Origin of the sequence: Zhongshania sp., from assembly GCF_029212375.1 — a bacterium.
GTDB lineage: Bacteria > Pseudomonadota > Gammaproteobacteria > Pseudomonadales > Spongiibacteraceae > Spongiibacter.
The window spans coordinates 184033-200575 of record NZ_JARGNU010000004.1 but is presented as its reverse complement, the minus strand read 5'-3'; the positions used below and the strand labels follow the sequence as shown (position 1 = coordinate 200575).

The window sequence follows — 16543 nt, the reverse complement described above, 5'->3', positions numbered from 1 at the left end:
CAGATTGCATAAATAGCTCAGCGCATAAATAGACCGGAATTCTTTTCACTGATTTGCTGATTTAAGGTCCAGTAATCGTAAATTACGCCGAGTAGAAACACGCCGCCGGTTAGCAAATACAGAATACCGCTCAGCCACTTGCCCATATAAAAACGGTGCAGGCCAAAAATGCCAAGAAACGTCAGCAGTATCCAAGCCAAGGTGTAGCTGGTTGCACCACTTTTATATGAGTTATCCGCTTCCCTATCCATGCTCGGAATAAGAAACAAATCGACAAACCAGCCAATTAAAAATAAGCCTAGTGTAAAAAAATAAATCGTCGCGCTTATGGGGCGTCCGTAGTAAAACCGATGCGCACCCATAAAGCCAAAAATCCATAAAATATAACCAACGACTTTACTGTGGGTGTTATCCATTGTTCGGGAGCTCCATTGCGGCCGCTAGACTTTAATTGCAAAGCCATTAAAACTAGCGTCTTTGAATATAGGGGAATTTCACCCGAGGGGGTTCACTTAAGCGCATTCACTTAAGGCCCTAGAGTGTAGGCGATTCGGCCCTAGAGCTAAACCCCACCACCTAAATATCCGAGCGCATTCGATCAGCAGCAACGTTATTTTCTTGATGAACCTCTGAGCACAAAAATAATCGATGCCGGACTTCCGCTCGCCGCGTTCAAGGGTTCAATCAACTCCTCTAATTGCAAGCCACAGCTTTTGAACATTGCTAACCACGTCGCTAAAGTTCGAAAATACCACGGCGCTGGATCGCTAAAATCTTCACTAAAGCCCTGCCAGCTCCCCTCTCGCCAGCCGTCGCAATAAGGCTCACCACTATAAGCGGGATGCAGTGTTTGAATTACGCAGCGTCCCTTTTCATTTATCAGCTTAGCAATAGCAGCCAACACATCCTCAACGAGCTGATGGCCCAGCAGCGAAAAATTACATGCCACGCAGTCTACGGCTTGTTGCCATGCGCCTGCGGCAAACTCTTCGTAAGACATCACCGAAAATGTACCACCGCGCTGCTGTGCTCGGTCAATTAATCCAGCAACTGCGTCTACGCCTTCAGCAGTCACGCCGAGATCAGCCAGTGCACGTACCAGCCAACCCTCACCACAGCCGAGATCGAGCACGTGCTTAGGACTCTGAGCAATAATCGCATTCACGATTGCGGCGTCACTTACCGCTACGCGGCTGCGAATCTCTGACTCGCGAACAGCGCGGGTCCATGGCTCAACATTTTTATGCCACGACCGCAGAATGGCCGCCTCCTTACTCTTGTCCTGCATACTCAACTCCCTGCACCCACTCTATGCAAAAGCCAAAACTCAAGCTAAATACAAATACCGCACCGAGCTAAAGACTATCGCCAAACGCCGAAATCAACCACCGCAAAATACCCTAAATTGATTGCAGTATTGTGGGTCTGGGCTTATAAGGTCTGTTTCATTCTGTCTGAAGCTTAGGCTTAAGCAATTTCTTGAGTTGACTAATGCACTGCCCGTTTTATGAAGCCAATCAATGCCGGTCCTGCAACTTCCTAGAGCAGCCTTATTCTGTGCAGCTGGAAAATAAGGAGACCGCTCTACAGGCCTTGCTCGCCCCTTTTTCGCCACCCCCATTACTGAATTCAATTAGTTCAGAAGCCCAGCATTTTCGCAACAAGGCCAAAATGGTAGTACTCGGCAGCACTGAAAAACCGCTGCTCGGCATTACCAATCATCGCGGCCAAGCCCTGAGCCTATGTGAATGCCCACTCTACCCCGACGACATGCAGGCGCTACTAACGGTACTACAGCAATGGCTCGGGCAGCTCGCCATTGCGCCTTACCACATTAAACAACGCAGCGGCGAGCTTAAATACCTGTTGCTAAACCGCAATGAACAAGGCCAATTTATGCTCAGGCTGGTCTTACGCAGCACCAATGCAATGGCAAAAATTCGTGATTCCCTGCCGCCCTTACTGGCGGCACAACCTTGTATTACATCGGTTTCGGTTAATATTCAGCCAGTAGCCATGGCCATTATCGAAGGGCCAGAAGAACATGTGCTGTGCGGCGATAATTGGCTGCGCCACACGCTAAATGGCATTCCGCTGTACCAAAGGCCGAAGGGCTTTTTCCAAACCAACCCCACAGTTGCCGCCCAACTGTATGCCGCAGCACAGCAGTGGACTGCCGAACTGGATATTCGCCACTACTGGGATTTATTTTGTGGATCAGGGGGCTTTGGACTGCACTGCTTAAATACTGAACGCCAGCTCGTCGGCATCGAGATCGAGGCCGAAGCCATCGCCTGTGCCAAGCGCAGCGCCGATGAAATGGGGCTTGCCGCCCAAGTAAGCTTTCAGGCCCTAGACTCCAGCGCCTTTGCCAGCGCCGCCACAGATAGCGCGCCCCAACTTATTATTGTCAACCCCCCGCGTCGCGGCCTTGGCGCAGCACTCTGTGCGCAAATTGAACAACTGGCGCCCCAGCACCTGCTCTATTCCAGCTGTAATGCGCAATCATTGGCGAGCGACCTGGGCGCACTCGGCAACTATCACATTCAGCGCCTGCAATTATTTGATATGTTTCCCCATACCGCCCACTATGAGGTATTAGTACTACTCAGCCGCAAGTAATCAGCCAGAACACTGACTCCGCTATGACCTCCATCATTTTAAACGCACAGGAATTTGCCGTGAACGACGGCGAAACCGTATTGGATACATTGCTCAGAAATCGGGTTGCCATTCCCTATGGCTGCCGCGCTGGCGCCTGCCAGGCCTGCCTTATGATGAGCGACGGCGAGATTCCCGACGATTGCCAGCTCGGCCTGAGTAAAGAACGCATTCAAGAAGGCTATTTCCTAAGTTGCCAATGTGAACCCGAGCAGACTATGCAGCTGCAGTTTCCAGCCTTAAGCCAAGAGAAACATCTCGCCACGGTTGTAGAAAAGACCCAATTAAACCCGCGTACCGTACGCCTGCGCTTAAGTTGCCGCCTGCGCTGGCGAGCGGGGCAATATATTACGCTGTGGATAAACGACCGTACCGCCCGCTGCTATTCGATTGCCAGTGTTGCCAGTCTGCATTATTTCATCGAACTCCATATTCGAATCTACCCCACTGGCGCCGTAAGCCCGTACTTGCTGAATACCATCAAGATTGGCGACCAACTGGCCATTCAGGGGCCTTATGGCGAATGTGTCTACGACCCCAAGCAAGCTCAGCAGGCGCTGTTACTCATTGCTGCGGGCACGGGCTTAGCGCCGCTACTCGGCTTAGCGCAAGACGCACTCAGCCAAGGCCACGGCAGTGCCGTTCACTTACTGTTTAGCGTCAAGCGCCACAAGGATTTTTACGGCATAAGCGAATTGCAAATATTGCAGCAGCAATATGCCAACTTCCATGTAACGCTAGCCTGCGACGAGGCCGTCGCGACCTTAACACCACCGCCAGAATTGCCAGCGACAGCGTCTTATTCAGCAGTTTTACACCGCGACTTCGCTCAGCTGCGCGGGACCAAAGTGTATATTTGTGGCGGCGATGACTTTGTGCAGCGCGCGCAAAAGCAGTGTTTTATGCAAGGGGCCAGCCGCCGCGACATTATTTGCGAAGCCTTTATCAACTTCAGCCCAAGCGAAGCCTAAACAATTAGCAGGAATGCCTTAAGACGGTAGTTTTTGAAAGCCAAGATAAGCACCGCTAAACCGCGCCTTACCCGAAGCGAGGAAGTGTTCAAAATCCCATGGCCAATCGGCCAATAGATCTCGGAACTGGGGGCGAAAAATATAGGCCTCGGCTGCAATAAATTCACCATCAACAAGCTGAACACGCACAGTGCTGCGCTGGTAATAATCACCCTCAAACACGTCCAAACGACGCAGGCCTTCGTCGCTTACATCGCGATAGACAATGCCAACTACCTCAGGGCTTTCTTTGACAATAGCCGCTGGCACCATTCCAGGATAATCCTCACCTTGCACCGCGTAGCGCCGATAGCCAGCCAATACCCCAGTCTCAAACGTGGAATTCTCGCCGCATACCGCCGCCATAATATCGGCGCACATTAAACTGCCATAGGTAAACACATTCGCCATGGTGGCCTCGGTAATATTGATCTCGATAACATGGCGGTCATTAACATGAATAAGCTTAGGGGCGCCAAAAAACCTATTTTCCCTTAACGGCGCAGTATAATCTCTGCTAAGTTGAAGATAGCTTATACGCCAACACCGGCCTTTGCGCCGCAAGCTGCTAGGTATATAGAATTCATGACTACACCGCACTTTGACCTTATCATGACCGGCGAATTGGCGCCTAGCCACAGCCGAGATACCGCGCTTGCCCAGCTCTCGGCACTTTTTAAGCGGCCAGTCGATCAAATTGAAAAGCTGCTCAATGGCCGCCCCAATCGAATTCGCAAAAATCTGAGCGAGGCAGAATTACAGCGCTACCAAGCCTTGTTTGCCAAAATTGGGGTAATTACTCTAGCCCAGCCCAGTAGCGCTGCTATCGCGGAGGAAACACCAACCCCTCCCGCCACGCAGCCAGCACCACAAAGCGCCGCGCCAACGCCAGCGAGTCTCAGCATGAGCCCTGCAGGCACGCCGGTTTTGCGCGAAGACGAACGCCATTTTATCGCGACCGCCGCCCCCGATACGGACCACCTTAGCCTAGCCGCCAGCGGCACAAACCTTGTTGATGCCGAAGATCGCCCCCCGGTCGCGGAGCCAAATACCGATGAGTTAAGCTTAGCGCCAGTTGGCGACGATATGCTGCCCCTTAGCACGGCGCAAATTGAGGTTGATTTAGAAGCGCTAACAGCCGACCTCAGTTTGTGCGAGATTGGCACACCAGTTTTAGCCGAAAAACCAGCGGCCAATCACCCAGTTCCTGATACCAGTCACTTAAGTTTGAAATAACCGCAGCCACTGTGGCTGGCTTTGAATACAAAGACATACACCAAGGCCACTTTAGGACGAAAGCGTGTCTTGCCGAGGAAAGCGCAATACCACCCGCAGACCAGGTTTATTATTTTTCAATTCAATATACCCGTCATGTAGCTTAACTACCGCCTGCACCAAGCTTAAGCCCAGACCGTTGCCCGGATGCTGGCTGCGGCTGTGCTCTACACGGAAAAACCGCTGAAACACTTTTTCGCGATCTTCCTCGGGAATACCCACGCCGCTGTCGGCCACCTCAATCCGCACTACATTATTTTCCACGGCCAAGTTCACCTGAACTTTACCGCCCGCAGGAGTGTATTTAATGGCGTTATCAACGAGATTGGCCACGGCCTGAAACAGCAGATTGCGATCGCCGTTAAAGCTGCCAACCTTGGCTAAACCGGTGTGAAAAACTTGATCTTTCTCGGCGGCCAGCGGCTCATACAATTCGATAACATCCGACACCAAAGTACACAAATCGACACTGGCAAAGCCAGAGCGACGATTCCCCGACTCCACCTGAGCAATTCGCAACAGCGCGCTAAAAGTACCCAGCAGGCCATCAGCCTCTTCAATAAGGGCCTCCACCTCTTCGCGATTGCTCGAATCAACGCAATTATCATGTAAGTTGCTGAGCTTATTGCGCAGCCGAGTTAGCGGCGTGCGCAGATCGTGGGCGATGTTGTCAGAGACCTGCCGCACCCCAATCATTAACACCTCGATTCGGTCTAGCATTTGGTTGACGCTTTCTGACAAGCGTAAAAAATCACCGCGACTGCTTTTAATATCAATGCGCTCAGACAAATCGCCCGACATGATCCGCCGCAGAGTAATATTAATGTGCTCCACTCGCCGCAGGCTCAAGGCGGCAACAATGGCACCACCAATCGTGCCCAGCAAAATAGTGGCGACCATACTGCGCGTTAAGGCGCCGGCAACCAGTTTGGTACTGTTCAGCACGTCGGCATAATGACGAGCCACCAAGACATGCTCACCGCCAGGCAATTGCTTTGATCTAGCGATAAATTCGGTGCCTACCGAGTCGGCGTCGTCGAGCATGGATTCAAAATTAAAACCCAGCCAGCCGTCGCGATACTCCTCACTGTCTGGCCATTGATCGAGATTGCCAGCAACTTTATTAAGGTGCTCGTCGCCCACAAAATAAAAAAACCGGATTAGGCGATCTGGACCACTATGCACTCGCACAAAATCTTCAACAGCCGGTTCCCCGCCCTCCTGATACGCCTGACTTAAGGCCCCCAGTTCGTCGGTAACCGAGTGATGGACTTCGGCAAAAAAATCGTAGGCAATAAACGCGTAAATAAGCGCTAACACCATAAAAACCGAAAGGCTCAGCCACGCAACATAGCTAACCAAAAACCGAAAGGTAAAACTGGTGAATATTTTACTGAGAATCATCCAACATATATCCAGCACCGCGCACGGTATTCAGCAGAGGTTTGTCAAAACCCTTATCAATTTTCTGACGCAGGCGGCTGATATGCACATCAATAACATTGGTTTGCGGGTCAAAATGGTAATCCCATACATTTTCTAAGAGCATCGTGCGCGTCACCACCTGCCCCGCGTGACGCATCAAATACTCCAGCAACTTGTATTCTCTAGGCTGGAGATTAAAAGGCTGGCCTGCGCGCGAAACCTTATGCGCCAACAAATCCATCTCTAAATCAGCCACCTTAAGACGCGTTACTGCAGACCCCGCTTCTTGGCGGCGTAGCATTACCTCAATACGTGCCAATAACTCGGCAAAGGCAAAGGGTTTAACCAGATAATCGTCACCACCAGCCTTCAGCCCCTTCACCCGATCGTCGACTTCGCCAAGGGCACTTAAAATCAGCGCTGGGGTAGTGTCATTAGCGGCGCGAAGCGTTTGAATGATCGTAAGGCCGTCAACATAGGGCAGCATACGGTCAACAATCAGCGCGTCGTACTGTTCCGTTGTCGCCTTCACTAAACCGGTTTTACCGTCGGCGGCGTGTTCAACCTGATAGCCGCTCTCGCGCAAGCCTTTAACAATATACTCCGCCACACTGGTGTCATCTTCTATCAATAAAACCCGCATTTAGCTTATTTCCCGTCCAATTTTATTATTTATCCGCACCAGTCGCGCCAGCCCCTCGGCGGCCCCCTAGCCCCATTGCGACAAGACCTCAGTCCGCAAAGTACATCTACTTATTCTTCCTTAGTATGGGGGCGAGTAAGCTTATTTCCAACAGTTACAACGCCTGTAATGGAGACTAAAGCAATGAATAATATAAAAAATGCTTATCAAACCACCAAAAAATACCTTACTTGGATTAAAAGCCTTGCCGTTATCGCCTTGGGTTTGGTGTCTCTTTCTAGCGTAGCTGAAAACTGGGGTTCGCAGCCGCAGAACGACATGACACTCCCCCATGGACAAAAGCTCGGCTACCAGCCCACGCTCAGCTTTTGCATTGAGCGCAATACCATTAGTGGTAATTTCCAAGCTATCAATGCCAATCAAGCGCGCTTTAATCAAGTGTGGATGGATCAAAATAACGCTAAGCAAGGCAGCGATGCGATTCGCGCCCTCCTTAAGATGGGAATTAAATCCCTGTACAAGTCCTTTCATGCCCGCAGCAGTGGCGCCAAACGCTACCTGCCCGATGAAGAAGGCCGCATATCAACGCCGAGCTTCACACACTACGAGACCGACTACACAGTGCATTTGCGCAGTGACTCCCTCACCCTTGGTGTAGCCCTCGCGTTTTAAGCCCCAAGACCACGCGCAAGCATGCGCAGCTCTGCTACAATGCGGCAGTTTTTGAATTTGGACTGCCCTAAATGACTAACCAACTCCCCGCTCCCAGCCCATTTCGGCGCCTCGCCGCCATTGTGTATGACTGTTTCTTATTATTTGCCATCTTGTTTGTTGCCAGCCTGATTCCCGCGCTGCTACTAAGCCCAGAAATAATGAGCAATAACGCGGCCAATAATAGCGTGGTACACGAGTTAAACTCGCCGCTGGAAGGCGCTTGGTATCGAGTCTATTTATTGAGTTTGATCGTCGCCTTTTACAGCTGGTTCTGGCGCAAAAGCGGCCAAACCCTTGGTATGCAAGCGTGGCGAATCAAACTGGAAAGCAGCGATGGCGGCAAACCTAGCTGGGGCCAATGCCTGATTAGACTCGCTGTTGCGGTGCCGGCACTGGGGCTGGCAGGACTGGGTTACTGGTGGATATGGATAGATAAAAACGGCCTTGCTTGGCACGACCGCGCCTCGAATACACGACTGCGTGCGCTAGCTAAATCGAGCAAAAAATAAACAGTTTATGCTCGCCGGCTAAGCATATAAATACCCGCCAAATAACATACAACGATGGGCGCCACACTGGCATATATTGGATCAAAGCCATACACCATGCTGGATGGCCCCAGAATATCTTGGGCGGTGCGAAACACAATACCAACCATGACCCCCACAAAGATCCGAAAACCCATTGTGACATTGCGCAGCGGCCCAAAGATAAATGAGATCGCCACTAAAACCATCCCCATAATGGTGAGCGGCTGCAGCAATTTATTCCAAAACGCCAACTCATAATCACCGGCATTCAGACCCTGCTTTTTCAAATAATGGGCGTAGCGCCACAGGCCGCTAATAGACAAATCCTGTGGGTCCAACACCAAGATATTCAACAAGTCTGGCGACAGACCAGAGTCCCAATCCATCTGTTGAACATGCATTTGAGTGGCGCCTTTGTCGGTCAGGCTTACCACCTTGGCATCTTCCAAGGTCCAGTGACCATCAATAAAATAAGCGCGCTCGGCAAAGGTGTTGGTTTCCAAGCGCCGATCGTCGTCAAAGCTAAAAATACTCACGCCAAACAACACGCCATTGGGCTGCACTGCGTTAAAGTGCATAAACTGCTGGCCCTCGCGATGCCACATCCCGTGCCGCGAGTGGATGTCGGCGGTTTTTTGCAGCGCCACGGCGCGCTGACTTTCAGCAATTTGTTGCGACACCGGCGCCACAAACTCGGCCACACACAAGCCCACTAGGGTCAAAACGAGTGTTGGTTTAATGACCGCCGCCAATAGCTGCCACGTTGACACCCCAGCCGCGCGCATCACAATGAGTTCACTGCTACTCGCCAGCGAACCCAGCCCAGACAAGCAGCCAACGAGCGCGGCGAAGGGCAGATAGTCGTAAAAACTGCCCGGCGCAATCATCGCCACATATTTCAATACCGAGACAAAGGTGTAATCCCCGCGAATTTCCTTAAGGCCGTCAACCAACTCAGACAAAAGATCGAGGCCAACAATAACCATTAACACCAGTAAAATGGCGCCGGTGACAGTGCGACCGATGTAGCGATTAAGTTTACCCACGGCGATGTCTCCAACCCAGTATCCAGTGTCGATGCATACTGTCGCGATACAACAGGAATAGCCCCAGGGTTAAAAACGCCACGTGTACCACCCACATACCAGGAAACACCGGCCACTGGCCTTTAGCGATCGCGTCGCGCACGGCGTTAAGGCAGACCAAATACACCATATAAATCATAAAAGCCGGAAACATTTTTCCGTAGCGGCCACGCCGATGGTTGGTTTTACTCAGTGATACCGCAATTAGCGCGGCAATCGGAACTAACAGGCCTAGTGAAACTCGCCACTGAATCGCGGCAACATCCTCGAGCTGACTTGACCCCCAAAGAGCAGCGGTATCTTTACCGTCGAGCTCCTGGCGATAAGATTTCTCTTCAGGATCCCGCAATAATTGATCAAGGCGATTAAAACTAGTCACTTGGTAATCCATATCGCCAGATTGGCCAACATAGCGCACGCCGCTATCTAACACCAAATACCGCAGCCCCGTGTTATCGTCAACTTGAAAACGGCCCTCGGCAGCCGTCACCAGCGACAACAAGGGGCGGCCGTCGGCCTGCACCGGCTCAGGCTGGGCAATAAAGACCCCCGTCATGGTCTGATTATCGCGATTCGCTTTTTCGATGTAGGTCACTCGGCCAGTGGCCTTATCTAAGCGAAAGCGGCCCTCGACCGCCGCCTTAACGCCAATCTCCGATTTACTGTCGGCCAGCAAATCGAGATAGGCCTGAATCCCAGATGGGGTAAGAATCAAACTAATATAGACAACTATGCCTGCGGTAAATAAGGCGGGGATCATGGTGTAGGTAAGCAAACGGCGGCGACTCATGCCACAGGCGCTCATTACCGTCATTTCGCTGTCGACGTATAAACGCCCATAAGACAGCAAAATACCAATAAACAGGCCAAGGGGTAACACAACTTCTAAAAAGTTGGGTAAGCGGTATAACATCACCAGTAGAAGCACGTCGGGAGCAAAGTCCCCAGACGCAACCTGCCCTAAGTACTTCACAAAGCGGCCGCTCATGATAATGACCAGCAGGGTCAAGGTCACGGCAAACACCGTCTTCAGCATTTCGCTGGCAAGGTACCTAAATAAAATCAAACAGCCATATCTCCATCGCCCCAGCTCACTCACTATTGCTCAGAGCACGCTATGTCTTTGCGCCTAAGTATTTCACGCGCAGATGATACCCTTTACACTAAGCGCAGAACACTGCCTTTACGCCGCACCGTTGCCAATAAATTCATTCGGTCCATAATAATGGCACGCATTATCACTAATCCGCCCACTGCCTGCGAGAGTATCCATGCAAATTAGCCTTAAGCCCTGCAAAGATGTCACCACTGTTAATACCGACTGCCTAATTCTCATCACCGATGCCGCACTGAGTTCAGACCTTGCAAAAACCGTGGACGCAGCCTGTGGTGGCGCAATCAGCCAATTAATTAATCGTGGCGATTTTAAAGCCAAAATTGCTGAGACACTCTACCTGCCAACCGTGAGCGGCCTCAAAGCCCGCCGTTTATTAGTGATTGGCGCCGGTGACAGCGCCAGCCTTAGCGACAGCAATTTTGATAAAATTATTCAGGCCAGCATCGCAACCCCCGCTGCAGCAGATTGCAAAGACGTCAGCTATTTACTCGATCACATCAGCATTAACGACCGCAAGCCCACTTGGGCATACCAACGCATTTCGCAATTACTGGTGAGTTCAAGCTACCGCTACACCGCAACAGTGAGCAAACCCAAGCCGCCGCTGTCGATTCGACGCGTCACATTGCAGGGCGCAAACACCGAAGCCAATCGCCAAGTTATTCAAGTTGGCAGTAGTATCGGTAAAGGTATTAATACTGCCTGCGAACTCGGCGATTTACCTGGCAATATTTGCACCCCAGAATACATTGCCAGCGAAGCCCGCAGCCTAGGCCGCAAATTTGAATCGGTCACCGTGAATGTGCTCGATGAGAAAAAAATGAAACAGCTGGGCATGGGCGCCCTGCTGTCGGTAAGCGCCGGCAGCGACCAAGGTGCGCGCTTGATTGTTATGGAATATAACGGCGGTAAAAAAGGCACTCGCCCCCATGTATTAGTGGGCAAAGGCGTTACGTTTGACACCGGCGGCATCAGCTTAAAGCCCGGCGCTAAAATGGACGAGATGAAATACGATATGTGCGGCGCCGCCAGCGTGGTCGGCACAATGAGCGCCATTGCCGACATGGACTTAAAACTCAATGTGATCGGGATAGTTGCCGCTGCCGAAAATATGCCCAGCGGCGGCGCAACCAAACCCGGCGATGTAGTGACCAGCATGTCTGGCCAAACCATTGAAATACTCAATACCGATGCCGAGGGCCGCTTGGTATTGTGCGACGCCCTTACCTACGCTGGACGTTTTAAGCCGGCGTCAGTAATCGACATTGCCACCTTGACCGGTGCCTGCGTTGTCGCCCTCGGCAAGCATGCATCGGCCGTATACAGCAATGAAGACAGCTTTGCCCAAGAACTACTCGTTCAGGGTCAGCTCGCGCAAGACCGCGCATGGCATATGCCACTGTGGGACGACTACCAAAACCAGCTCGACAGCAACTTTGCCGATATGGCCAATATCGGCGGCCCCGAAGCCGGCAGCGTCACTGCTGCGTGCTTCCTGTCGCGCTTTACCAAGGACTACCGCTGGGCTCACCTCGATATCGCTGGCGCAGCATGGCTTGGCGGCGCCAACAAGGGTGCAACCGGCCGGCCGGTGAGCTTGCTCTGCCACTATTTAATGAGCAAGGTCGGCAGCTAAGCCATGACCAAGATAGACTTTTACATCCTTAATCAGGACACCGCCGCAGCGGCAATGCTATACGCCTGCCGCTTGGCGGAAAAAGCCTATCGCAGTGGCCGCGAGGTGTATTTACATTGCGAAGACGGCGACGCCGCCGACGCAATCAATCAATTGCTGTGGAATTTCCGCGACGAAAGCTTTATTCCCCACAGCTGCCATCCCGCCGACAACAACCCAGTATTGGTCGGCTGCGGTGAGTACGCTGGGGAGCACTGTGATGTATTGATTAATACCGCGCGGGAAACCCCCGCCTTCTTTAGTCGCTTTCAACGCCTTGCCGAGATTGTCAGCAAGGATGAGGCAAGTCTAAAGGCATCGCGGCAGCGTTATAGTTTTTATAAGAATCGCGGCTACCCGCTAAACTCGCACACCATCAACAGCTAGCAACGATTATTATGGCCAAAGACAAAGCACCCCTGCTTGGGGAATTAGAAGCCCTGCAAGCGGTACTCCTCGATACCAATGGTATCGACCCCGCCTTAATCCCCTTGTTAGATGACATTATCGAAATCGGCCCCAGTGCCGCTTACCACGCCAAAAACCACGATGAACCACGCTTTAGCGACGCTGGCGTCGAATTCCAATACGCGCCACAAACAGCCATTCAAGAACCCACACCTTCAGCCTCTGCGCATCACCACGACGATGACTACGCACGTGAACTGCTAATTCAAGATGTGATTGACTCCATGATGCCCAGCATTGAAGCCGAATTGCGCAAACGTCTACTCAGCCTTGATGAATCCCTGCTTGAGCGCTGGCACCAGCAAGCACACCACAATAGCTAATCACCGCAAAGAAAATCCGCCCATATAAATCCCCCCAGCTTTGGCCAGAACGGCCAAAACTCAGTATACTTGCTCCCTTTTTTAATCGCCGTATTGCTATGCAGCCAAGTGTGTTTTGCCATGGCTGGCGCGGCGTCATTTATCGCTAAACACATTATCGAGACACCATGGACAAGACATTTCAGCCCGCCGACATCGAAACTAAGTGGTATCAAAATTGGGAAGAAAGCGGCTATTTTTCGCCGCAGGGTAAAGGCGACGCCTACAGCATCATGATTCCGCCGCCGAATGTCACCGGCAGTCTGCACATGGGCCACGCCTTCCAAGACTCCATCATGGATGCCCTAACCCGCTACCACCGTATGCAGGGTAAAAACACGCTCTGGCAAGTGGGCACCGACCACGCCGGTATCGCCACCCAAATGCTGGTTGAACGCAAACTCGCCGCCGAAACCGGCCAAACTCGCCACGACTTGGGTCGCGACGCCTTTTTAGACAAGGTTTGGGAGTGGAAGGAAGAGTCTGGCGGCACCATCACTCGCCAGCTGCGCCGCCTCGGCGCCTCGGTAGATTGGAATCACGAACGCTTCACCATGGACGACGGTTTTTACAAAGCCGTGCAGGAAGTTTTTGTTCGCCTCTACGACGACAAACTGATTTATCGCGGCAAACGCCTCGTTAACTGGGACCCCAAACTGCACACTGCCATCTCTGACCTTGAAGTCGAAAACACCGACGAAAAAGGCTTTATGTGGCACTTCCGCTACCCACTTGCCGACGGCGCCACCACTAGCGACGGCAAAAGCTATCTCGTAGTTGCCACCACTCGCCCAGAAACCATGCTGGGTGACACCGCTGTGGCGGTGAATCCAAAAGATGAGCGCTACGCCTCACTGATCGGCAAATTTATCACCCTGCCCTTAGTTGGCCGTCAAATTCCGATTGTTGCCGACGACTATGTAGACCGTGAATTTGGCACTGGCTGCGTAAAAATCACTCCCGCCCACGATTTTAACGACTACGCGGTTGGTCAGCGCCACAAGCTACCGATGATTAATATTCTCGATCAAAACGCCGCTGTTCGCACAGAAGCCGAAATATTCAATAGCGATAGCTCAGAGAATACCGAGCTCGATAAAACCCTGCCCGCCAGCTACGCCGGTTTAGACCGCTACGCGGCGCGCAAAATAATTGTTGCCGATTTAGACAGCGCAGGTCTGCTTGAAAAAGTCGACGACCACGCCCTTAAAGTACCCCGTGGCGACCGCTCAGGGCTGGTCATTGAACCCATGCTCACCGACCAGTGGTTTGTTGCCACCGCGGCCCTCGCTAAACCAGCGATTGAAGCGGTTGAAGACGGCCGCATCGAGTTTGTGCCCAAGCAATACGAGAATATGTATTTCAGCTGGATGCGCGACATTCAAGACTGGTGTATCTCGCGGCAATTGTGGTGGGGCCACCGCATTCCCGCGTGGTACGACAGCGAGGGCAATATTTATGTTGCCCGCAACGAAGCGGAGGCCAGAGTAAAATATCAGCTGGCCGACAGCCTTGAACTCAAACAAGATGATGACGTGCTGGACACCTGGTTCAGCTCCGCACTGTGGACTTTCGGCACCCTCGGCTGGCCTGAGCAAACCGAGCGCCTGAAAACTTTCCACCCCACCGATGTCTTGGTTACCGGCTTCGACATTATTTTCTTCTGGGTGGCGCGCATGATCATGATGACCATGCACTTTAATAAAGACGAAAACGGCGAGGCGCAAGTGCCCTTCAAAACCGTTTACGTTACCGGCCTAATCCGAGACGAGCAGGGCCAGAAAATGTCCAAGTCTAAGGGCAACGTCTTAGACCCGCTAGATATGATTGACGGCATTGAACTCGACGCCCTGCTCGACAAGCGCTGCGGCAATATGATGCAACCCCAGCTCGCCGAGAAAATCGCCAAAGCGACCCGCAACACCTTCCCCGAAGGTATTGGCGCCCACGGCACCGACGCCCTGCGCTTTACCCTGTTCTCATTAGCCTCAACTGGCCGCGACATAAACTGGGATATGAAACGCCTTGAAGGCTACCGCAACTTCTGCAATAAAATTTGGAATGCCGCCCGCTACGTGTTGATGAACACCGAGGAGCAGGACTGCGGCATCAATGGCGAGGCCGTAGAGCTGAGCTTAGCCGACCGCTGGATCATCTCGCGCCTGCAGCAAACCGAGCAGACCGTTGCCGACGCCATGAGCGCCTACCGCCTCGACCACGCCTCGCAAGCCATTTACGAATTCATTTGGAACGAGTACTGCGATTGGTATCTTGAATTGTCTAAACCGGTACTCTGGGACGACAACGCCAGCGCAGAAGCCAAGCGCGGCACCCGCCGCACCTTGATTCGGGTTTTAGAAGCCACGCTGCGTATGGCTCACCCCTTTATGCCCTTTATCACCGAGGAAATTTGGCAGCGAGTAGCACCCATTGCCGGCATTAGCCTCAAGGCTGGCGGCGACACTATTATGCTGCAGGCCTACCCCATTGCCGCCAGCGAAGAAATTGACAGCGATGCGATTGCCGACGCCGAGTGGCTAAAAAGTGTCATTTTAGCCATCCGTAATATTCGTGGCGAAATGAACGTACCACCGGGCAAAACCCTCAAATTGCTGCTTAAAAACGGCAGCGACGAAGATTTTCGCCGCCTCAATGGCAACCGCCAAGCACTCAGTAAACTCGCCAAACTTGACGACATTCAGTGGCTAGCCGCCAGCGACGAAGCGCCCATGTCGGCAACGCAATTGGTTGGCAGCATGGAAGTATTGGTGCCGATGTCCGGCTTAATCGATAAAGTGGCTGAAATCGCCCGCCTTGAAAAAGAGATTCAAAAGCTCGACAAAGACATCCAGCGCATTCAAGGCAAACTCGGTAACGCTGGCTTCTTAGACAAAGCCCCAGCAGACGTTGTCGCCAAAGAGCAGGAAAAACTCGCCGCCCAGCAAGCTGCGCAACAAACCCTGTCTGAGCAAATCAAGAGCATTCAAGCCCTGTAAGTAGCTCACAAAAAAGCCAATAGCGCCCTGCTATAACCGCTTAAACCGTAGACAAATACGCTAAAGCCGTTATAGTAGGGCCTAACACTGGCCCGATACCCCGCCGTATAGTGATGCTTGCACGTATTTGCCAAGCGCTGCACTTTCCAGCGCACCCCTCTTTCGCAGTACCTGCATTGCCTTCTTTTTTTTCATCTTTTGACCAAAGTAAAACCGCAACTTACTGCTGGCCAAGTACTAAGTGGCGCTTATTTACGCAAACGATTCCTGTAGCATCATTCCCAGTCACAAGTATTTCTACGAGGTACAACGATGAGTGAACGCGTTTCCGGCACGGTTAAATGGTTTAATAATGCGAAAGGTTTTGGCTTTATTAGCCACAGTGAAGGCAGCGATGTCTTTGTGCATTTTCGTTCTATTCGCGGCGACGGTTATCGCACTTTAGACGGAGGCCAAACAGTGGAGTTTAATTTAATTAACGGCCCCAAAGGCTTGCAGGCTGAGGACGTAACAAAAGTCTAAGCAACGCCAAACGTATGTGCCGCTAGCTAAAACCGGCTACGCAGAAAACCGAACCCGCGC

At 52.1% G+C, this 16543-nt stretch carries 17 protein-coding genes; 10 read left to right on the top strand and 7 right to left on the bottom strand.

The window, feature by feature from the left end; all coding sequences use genetic code 11:
* Positions 1–17: 17 nt before the first annotated feature.
* Together P1U47_RS06525 and P1U47_RS06520 are read right to left on the bottom strand one after the other, a co-directional pair.
* Positions 18–416, bottom strand: coding sequence for a TM2 domain-containing protein (locus tag P1U47_RS06525; RefSeq protein WP_301027844.1), 399 nt, complete (start codon positions 414–416; stop codon positions 18–20).
* Positions 417–610: 194 nt separating this feature from the next.
* Positions 611–1288 (bottom strand): class I SAM-dependent methyltransferase, encoded by a 678-nt coding sequence (locus P1U47_RS06520; RefSeq protein WP_301027843.1) that lies wholly within the window; start codon positions 1286–1288, stop codon positions 611–613.
* Positions 1289–1491: 203 nt separating this feature from the next.
* On the opposite strand from P1U47_RS06520, the gene rlmC reads away from it, so the two are divergent.
* Together rlmC and P1U47_RS06510 are read left to right on the top strand one after the other, a co-directional pair.
* Positions 1492–2622, top strand: a complete 1131-nt coding sequence (rlmC, locus tag P1U47_RS06515; RefSeq protein WP_301027842.1) for a 23S rRNA (uracil(747)-C(5))-methyltransferase RlmC — start codon at positions 1492–1494, stop codon at positions 2620–2622.
* A gap of 23 nt (positions 2623–2645) precedes the next feature.
* Entirely contained in the window at positions 2646–3632 is a 987-nt protein-coding gene (locus P1U47_RS06510; RefSeq protein WP_301027841.1) for a 2Fe-2S iron-sulfur cluster binding domain-containing protein, read from the top strand.
* Positions 3633–3650: 18 nt separating this feature from the next.
* Here P1U47_RS06510 and P1U47_RS06505 read toward each other — a convergent pair whose 3' ends face one another.
* The gene (locus P1U47_RS06505; protein ID WP_301027839.1) at positions 3651–4082 is read right to left on the bottom strand and encodes a gamma-glutamylcyclotransferase family protein; all 432 of its coding nucleotides are present in this window, start codon (positions 4080–4082) and stop codon (positions 3651–3653) included.
* Positions 4083–4256: 174 nt separating this feature from the next.
* On the opposite strand from P1U47_RS06505, the gene P1U47_RS06500 reads away from it, so the two are divergent.
* Complete coding sequence (locus P1U47_RS06500; RefSeq protein ID WP_301027838.1) at positions 4257–4907, top strand: hypothetical protein; 651 nt, start codon at positions 4257–4259, stop codon at positions 4905–4907.
* Positions 4908–4958: 51 nt separating this feature from the next.
* On the opposite strand, the gene P1U47_RS06495 is transcribed toward P1U47_RS06500, so the two are convergent.
* Both P1U47_RS06495 and P1U47_RS06490 read right to left on the bottom strand, forming a co-directional pair.
* Entirely contained in the window at positions 4959–6350 is a 1392-nt protein-coding gene (locus P1U47_RS06495; protein WP_301027836.1) for a HAMP domain-containing sensor histidine kinase, read from the bottom strand.
* Positions 6337–7014 (bottom strand): response regulator transcription factor, encoded by a 678-nt coding sequence (locus P1U47_RS06490; protein WP_301027834.1) that lies wholly within the window; start codon positions 7012–7014, stop codon positions 6337–6339. The genes P1U47_RS06495 and P1U47_RS06490 overlap by 14 nt, the downstream gene beginning before the upstream one ends.
* Before the next feature lie 183 nt (positions 7015–7197).
* Between P1U47_RS06490 and P1U47_RS06485 the strand changes: the two genes are divergently transcribed.
* Together P1U47_RS06485 and P1U47_RS06480 are read left to right on the top strand one after the other, a co-directional pair.
* Positions 7198–7686 (top strand): hypothetical protein, encoded by a 489-nt coding sequence (locus P1U47_RS06485; protein WP_301027833.1) that lies wholly within the window; start codon positions 7198–7200, stop codon positions 7684–7686.
* Between the two features lie 71 nt (positions 7687–7757).
* Positions 7758–8237: an RDD family protein gene (locus tag P1U47_RS06480; RefSeq protein WP_301027832.1), complete on the top strand. Its 480-nt coding sequence runs from the start codon at positions 7758–7760 to the stop codon at positions 8235–8237.
* A 5-nt stretch (positions 8238–8242) separates the two neighbouring features.
* Here P1U47_RS06480 and lptG read toward each other — a convergent pair whose 3' ends face one another.
* Together lptG and lptF are read right to left on the bottom strand one after the other, a co-directional pair.
* Positions 8243–9304 carry an LPS export ABC transporter permease LptG gene (lptG, locus tag P1U47_RS06475; RefSeq protein WP_301027831.1) on the bottom strand — a complete coding sequence of 354 codons (1062 nt, stop codon included), beginning with the start codon at positions 9302–9304 and terminating at the stop codon, positions 8243–8245.
* A complete protein-coding gene (gene lptF, locus P1U47_RS06470; RefSeq protein WP_301027830.1) occupies positions 9297–10409 on the bottom strand; it encodes an LPS export ABC transporter permease LptF in 1113 nt (370 codons plus the stop codon). Before lptF ends, lptG begins: the two co-directional genes overlap by 8 nt.
* Before the next feature lie 205 nt (positions 10410–10614).
* On the opposite strand from lptF, the gene P1U47_RS06465 reads away from it, so the two are divergent.
* From P1U47_RS06465 to P1U47_RS06445, 5 genes are all read left to right on the top strand, one after another.
* Positions 10615–12096 carry a leucyl aminopeptidase gene (locus tag P1U47_RS06465; protein ID WP_301027829.1) on the top strand — a complete coding sequence of 494 codons (1482 nt, stop codon included), beginning with the start codon at positions 10615–10617 and terminating at the stop codon, positions 12094–12096.
* Between the two features lie 3 nt (positions 12097–12099).
* Positions 12100–12522 carry a DNA polymerase III subunit chi gene (locus P1U47_RS06460; protein WP_301027827.1) on the top strand — a complete coding sequence of 141 codons (423 nt, stop codon included), beginning with the start codon at positions 12100–12102 and terminating at the stop codon, positions 12520–12522.
* 11 nt (positions 12523–12533) lie between these two features.
* Positions 12534–12926: a hypothetical protein gene (locus P1U47_RS06455; RefSeq protein ID WP_301027826.1), complete on the top strand. Its 393-nt coding sequence runs from the start codon at positions 12534–12536 to the stop codon at positions 12924–12926.
* Between the two features lie 167 nt (positions 12927–13093).
* Positions 13094–15961: a valine--tRNA ligase gene (locus P1U47_RS06450; protein ID WP_301027824.1), complete on the top strand. Its 2868-nt coding sequence runs from the start codon at positions 13094–13096 to the stop codon at positions 15959–15961.
* 312 nt (positions 15962–16273) lie between these two features.
* Entirely contained in the window at positions 16274–16483 is a 210-nt protein-coding gene (locus P1U47_RS06445; RefSeq protein WP_301027822.1) for a cold-shock protein, read from the top strand.
* Positions 16484–16543 lie beyond the last annotated feature (60 nt).

Bases quoted from the DNA above. Each gene is read 5' to 3' on its own strand.
- P1U47_RS06485 (WP_301027833.1), top strand. From the start codon at position 7,198: ATGAATAATATAAAAAATGCTTATCAAACCACCAAAAAATACCTTACT.
- P1U47_RS06445 (WP_301027822.1), top strand. From the start codon at position 16,274: ATGAGTGAACGCGTTTCCGGCACGGTTAAATGGTTTAATAATGCGAAA.
- P1U47_RS06465 (WP_301027829.1), top strand. From the start codon at position 10,615: ATGCAAATTAGCCTTAAGCCCTGCAAAGATGTCACCACTGTTAATACC.
- rlmC (WP_301027842.1), top strand. From the start codon at position 1,492: ATGCACTGCCCGTTTTATGAAGCCAATCAATGCCGGTCCTGCAACTTC.
- P1U47_RS06525 (WP_301027844.1), bottom strand. From the start codon at position 416: ATGGATAACACCCACAGTAAAGTCGTTGGTTATATTTTATGGATTTTT.
- P1U47_RS06510 (WP_301027841.1), top strand. From the start codon at position 2,646: ATGACCTCCATCATTTTAAACGCACAGGAATTTGCCGTGAACGACGGC.
- P1U47_RS06505 (WP_301027839.1), bottom strand. From the start codon at position 4,082: ATGGCGAATGTGTTTACCTATGGCAGTTTAATGTGCGCCGATATTATG.
- P1U47_RS06490 (WP_301027834.1), bottom strand. From the start codon at position 7,014: ATGCGGGTTTTATTGATAGAAGATGACACCAGTGTGGCGGAGTATATT.
- P1U47_RS06450 (WP_301027824.1), top strand. From the start codon at position 13,094: ATGGACAAGACATTTCAGCCCGCCGACATCGAAACTAAGTGGTATCAA.
- P1U47_RS06460 (WP_301027827.1), top strand. From the start codon at position 12,100: ATGACCAAGATAGACTTTTACATCCTTAATCAGGACACCGCCGCAGCG.
- P1U47_RS06495 (WP_301027836.1), bottom strand. From the start codon at position 6,350: ATGATTCTCAGTAAAATATTCACCAGTTTTACCTTTCGGTTTTTGGTT.
- P1U47_RS06455 (WP_301027826.1), top strand. From the start codon at position 12,534: ATGGCCAAAGACAAAGCACCCCTGCTTGGGGAATTAGAAGCCCTGCAA.
- P1U47_RS06480 (WP_301027832.1), top strand. From the start codon at position 7,758: ATGACTAACCAACTCCCCGCTCCCAGCCCATTTCGGCGCCTCGCCGCC.
- P1U47_RS06520 (WP_301027843.1), bottom strand. From the start codon at position 1,288: ATGCAGGACAAGAGTAAGGAGGCGGCCATTCTGCGGTCGTGGCATAAA.
- P1U47_RS06500 (WP_301027838.1), top strand. From the start codon at position 4,257: ATGACTACACCGCACTTTGACCTTATCATGACCGGCGAATTGGCGCCT.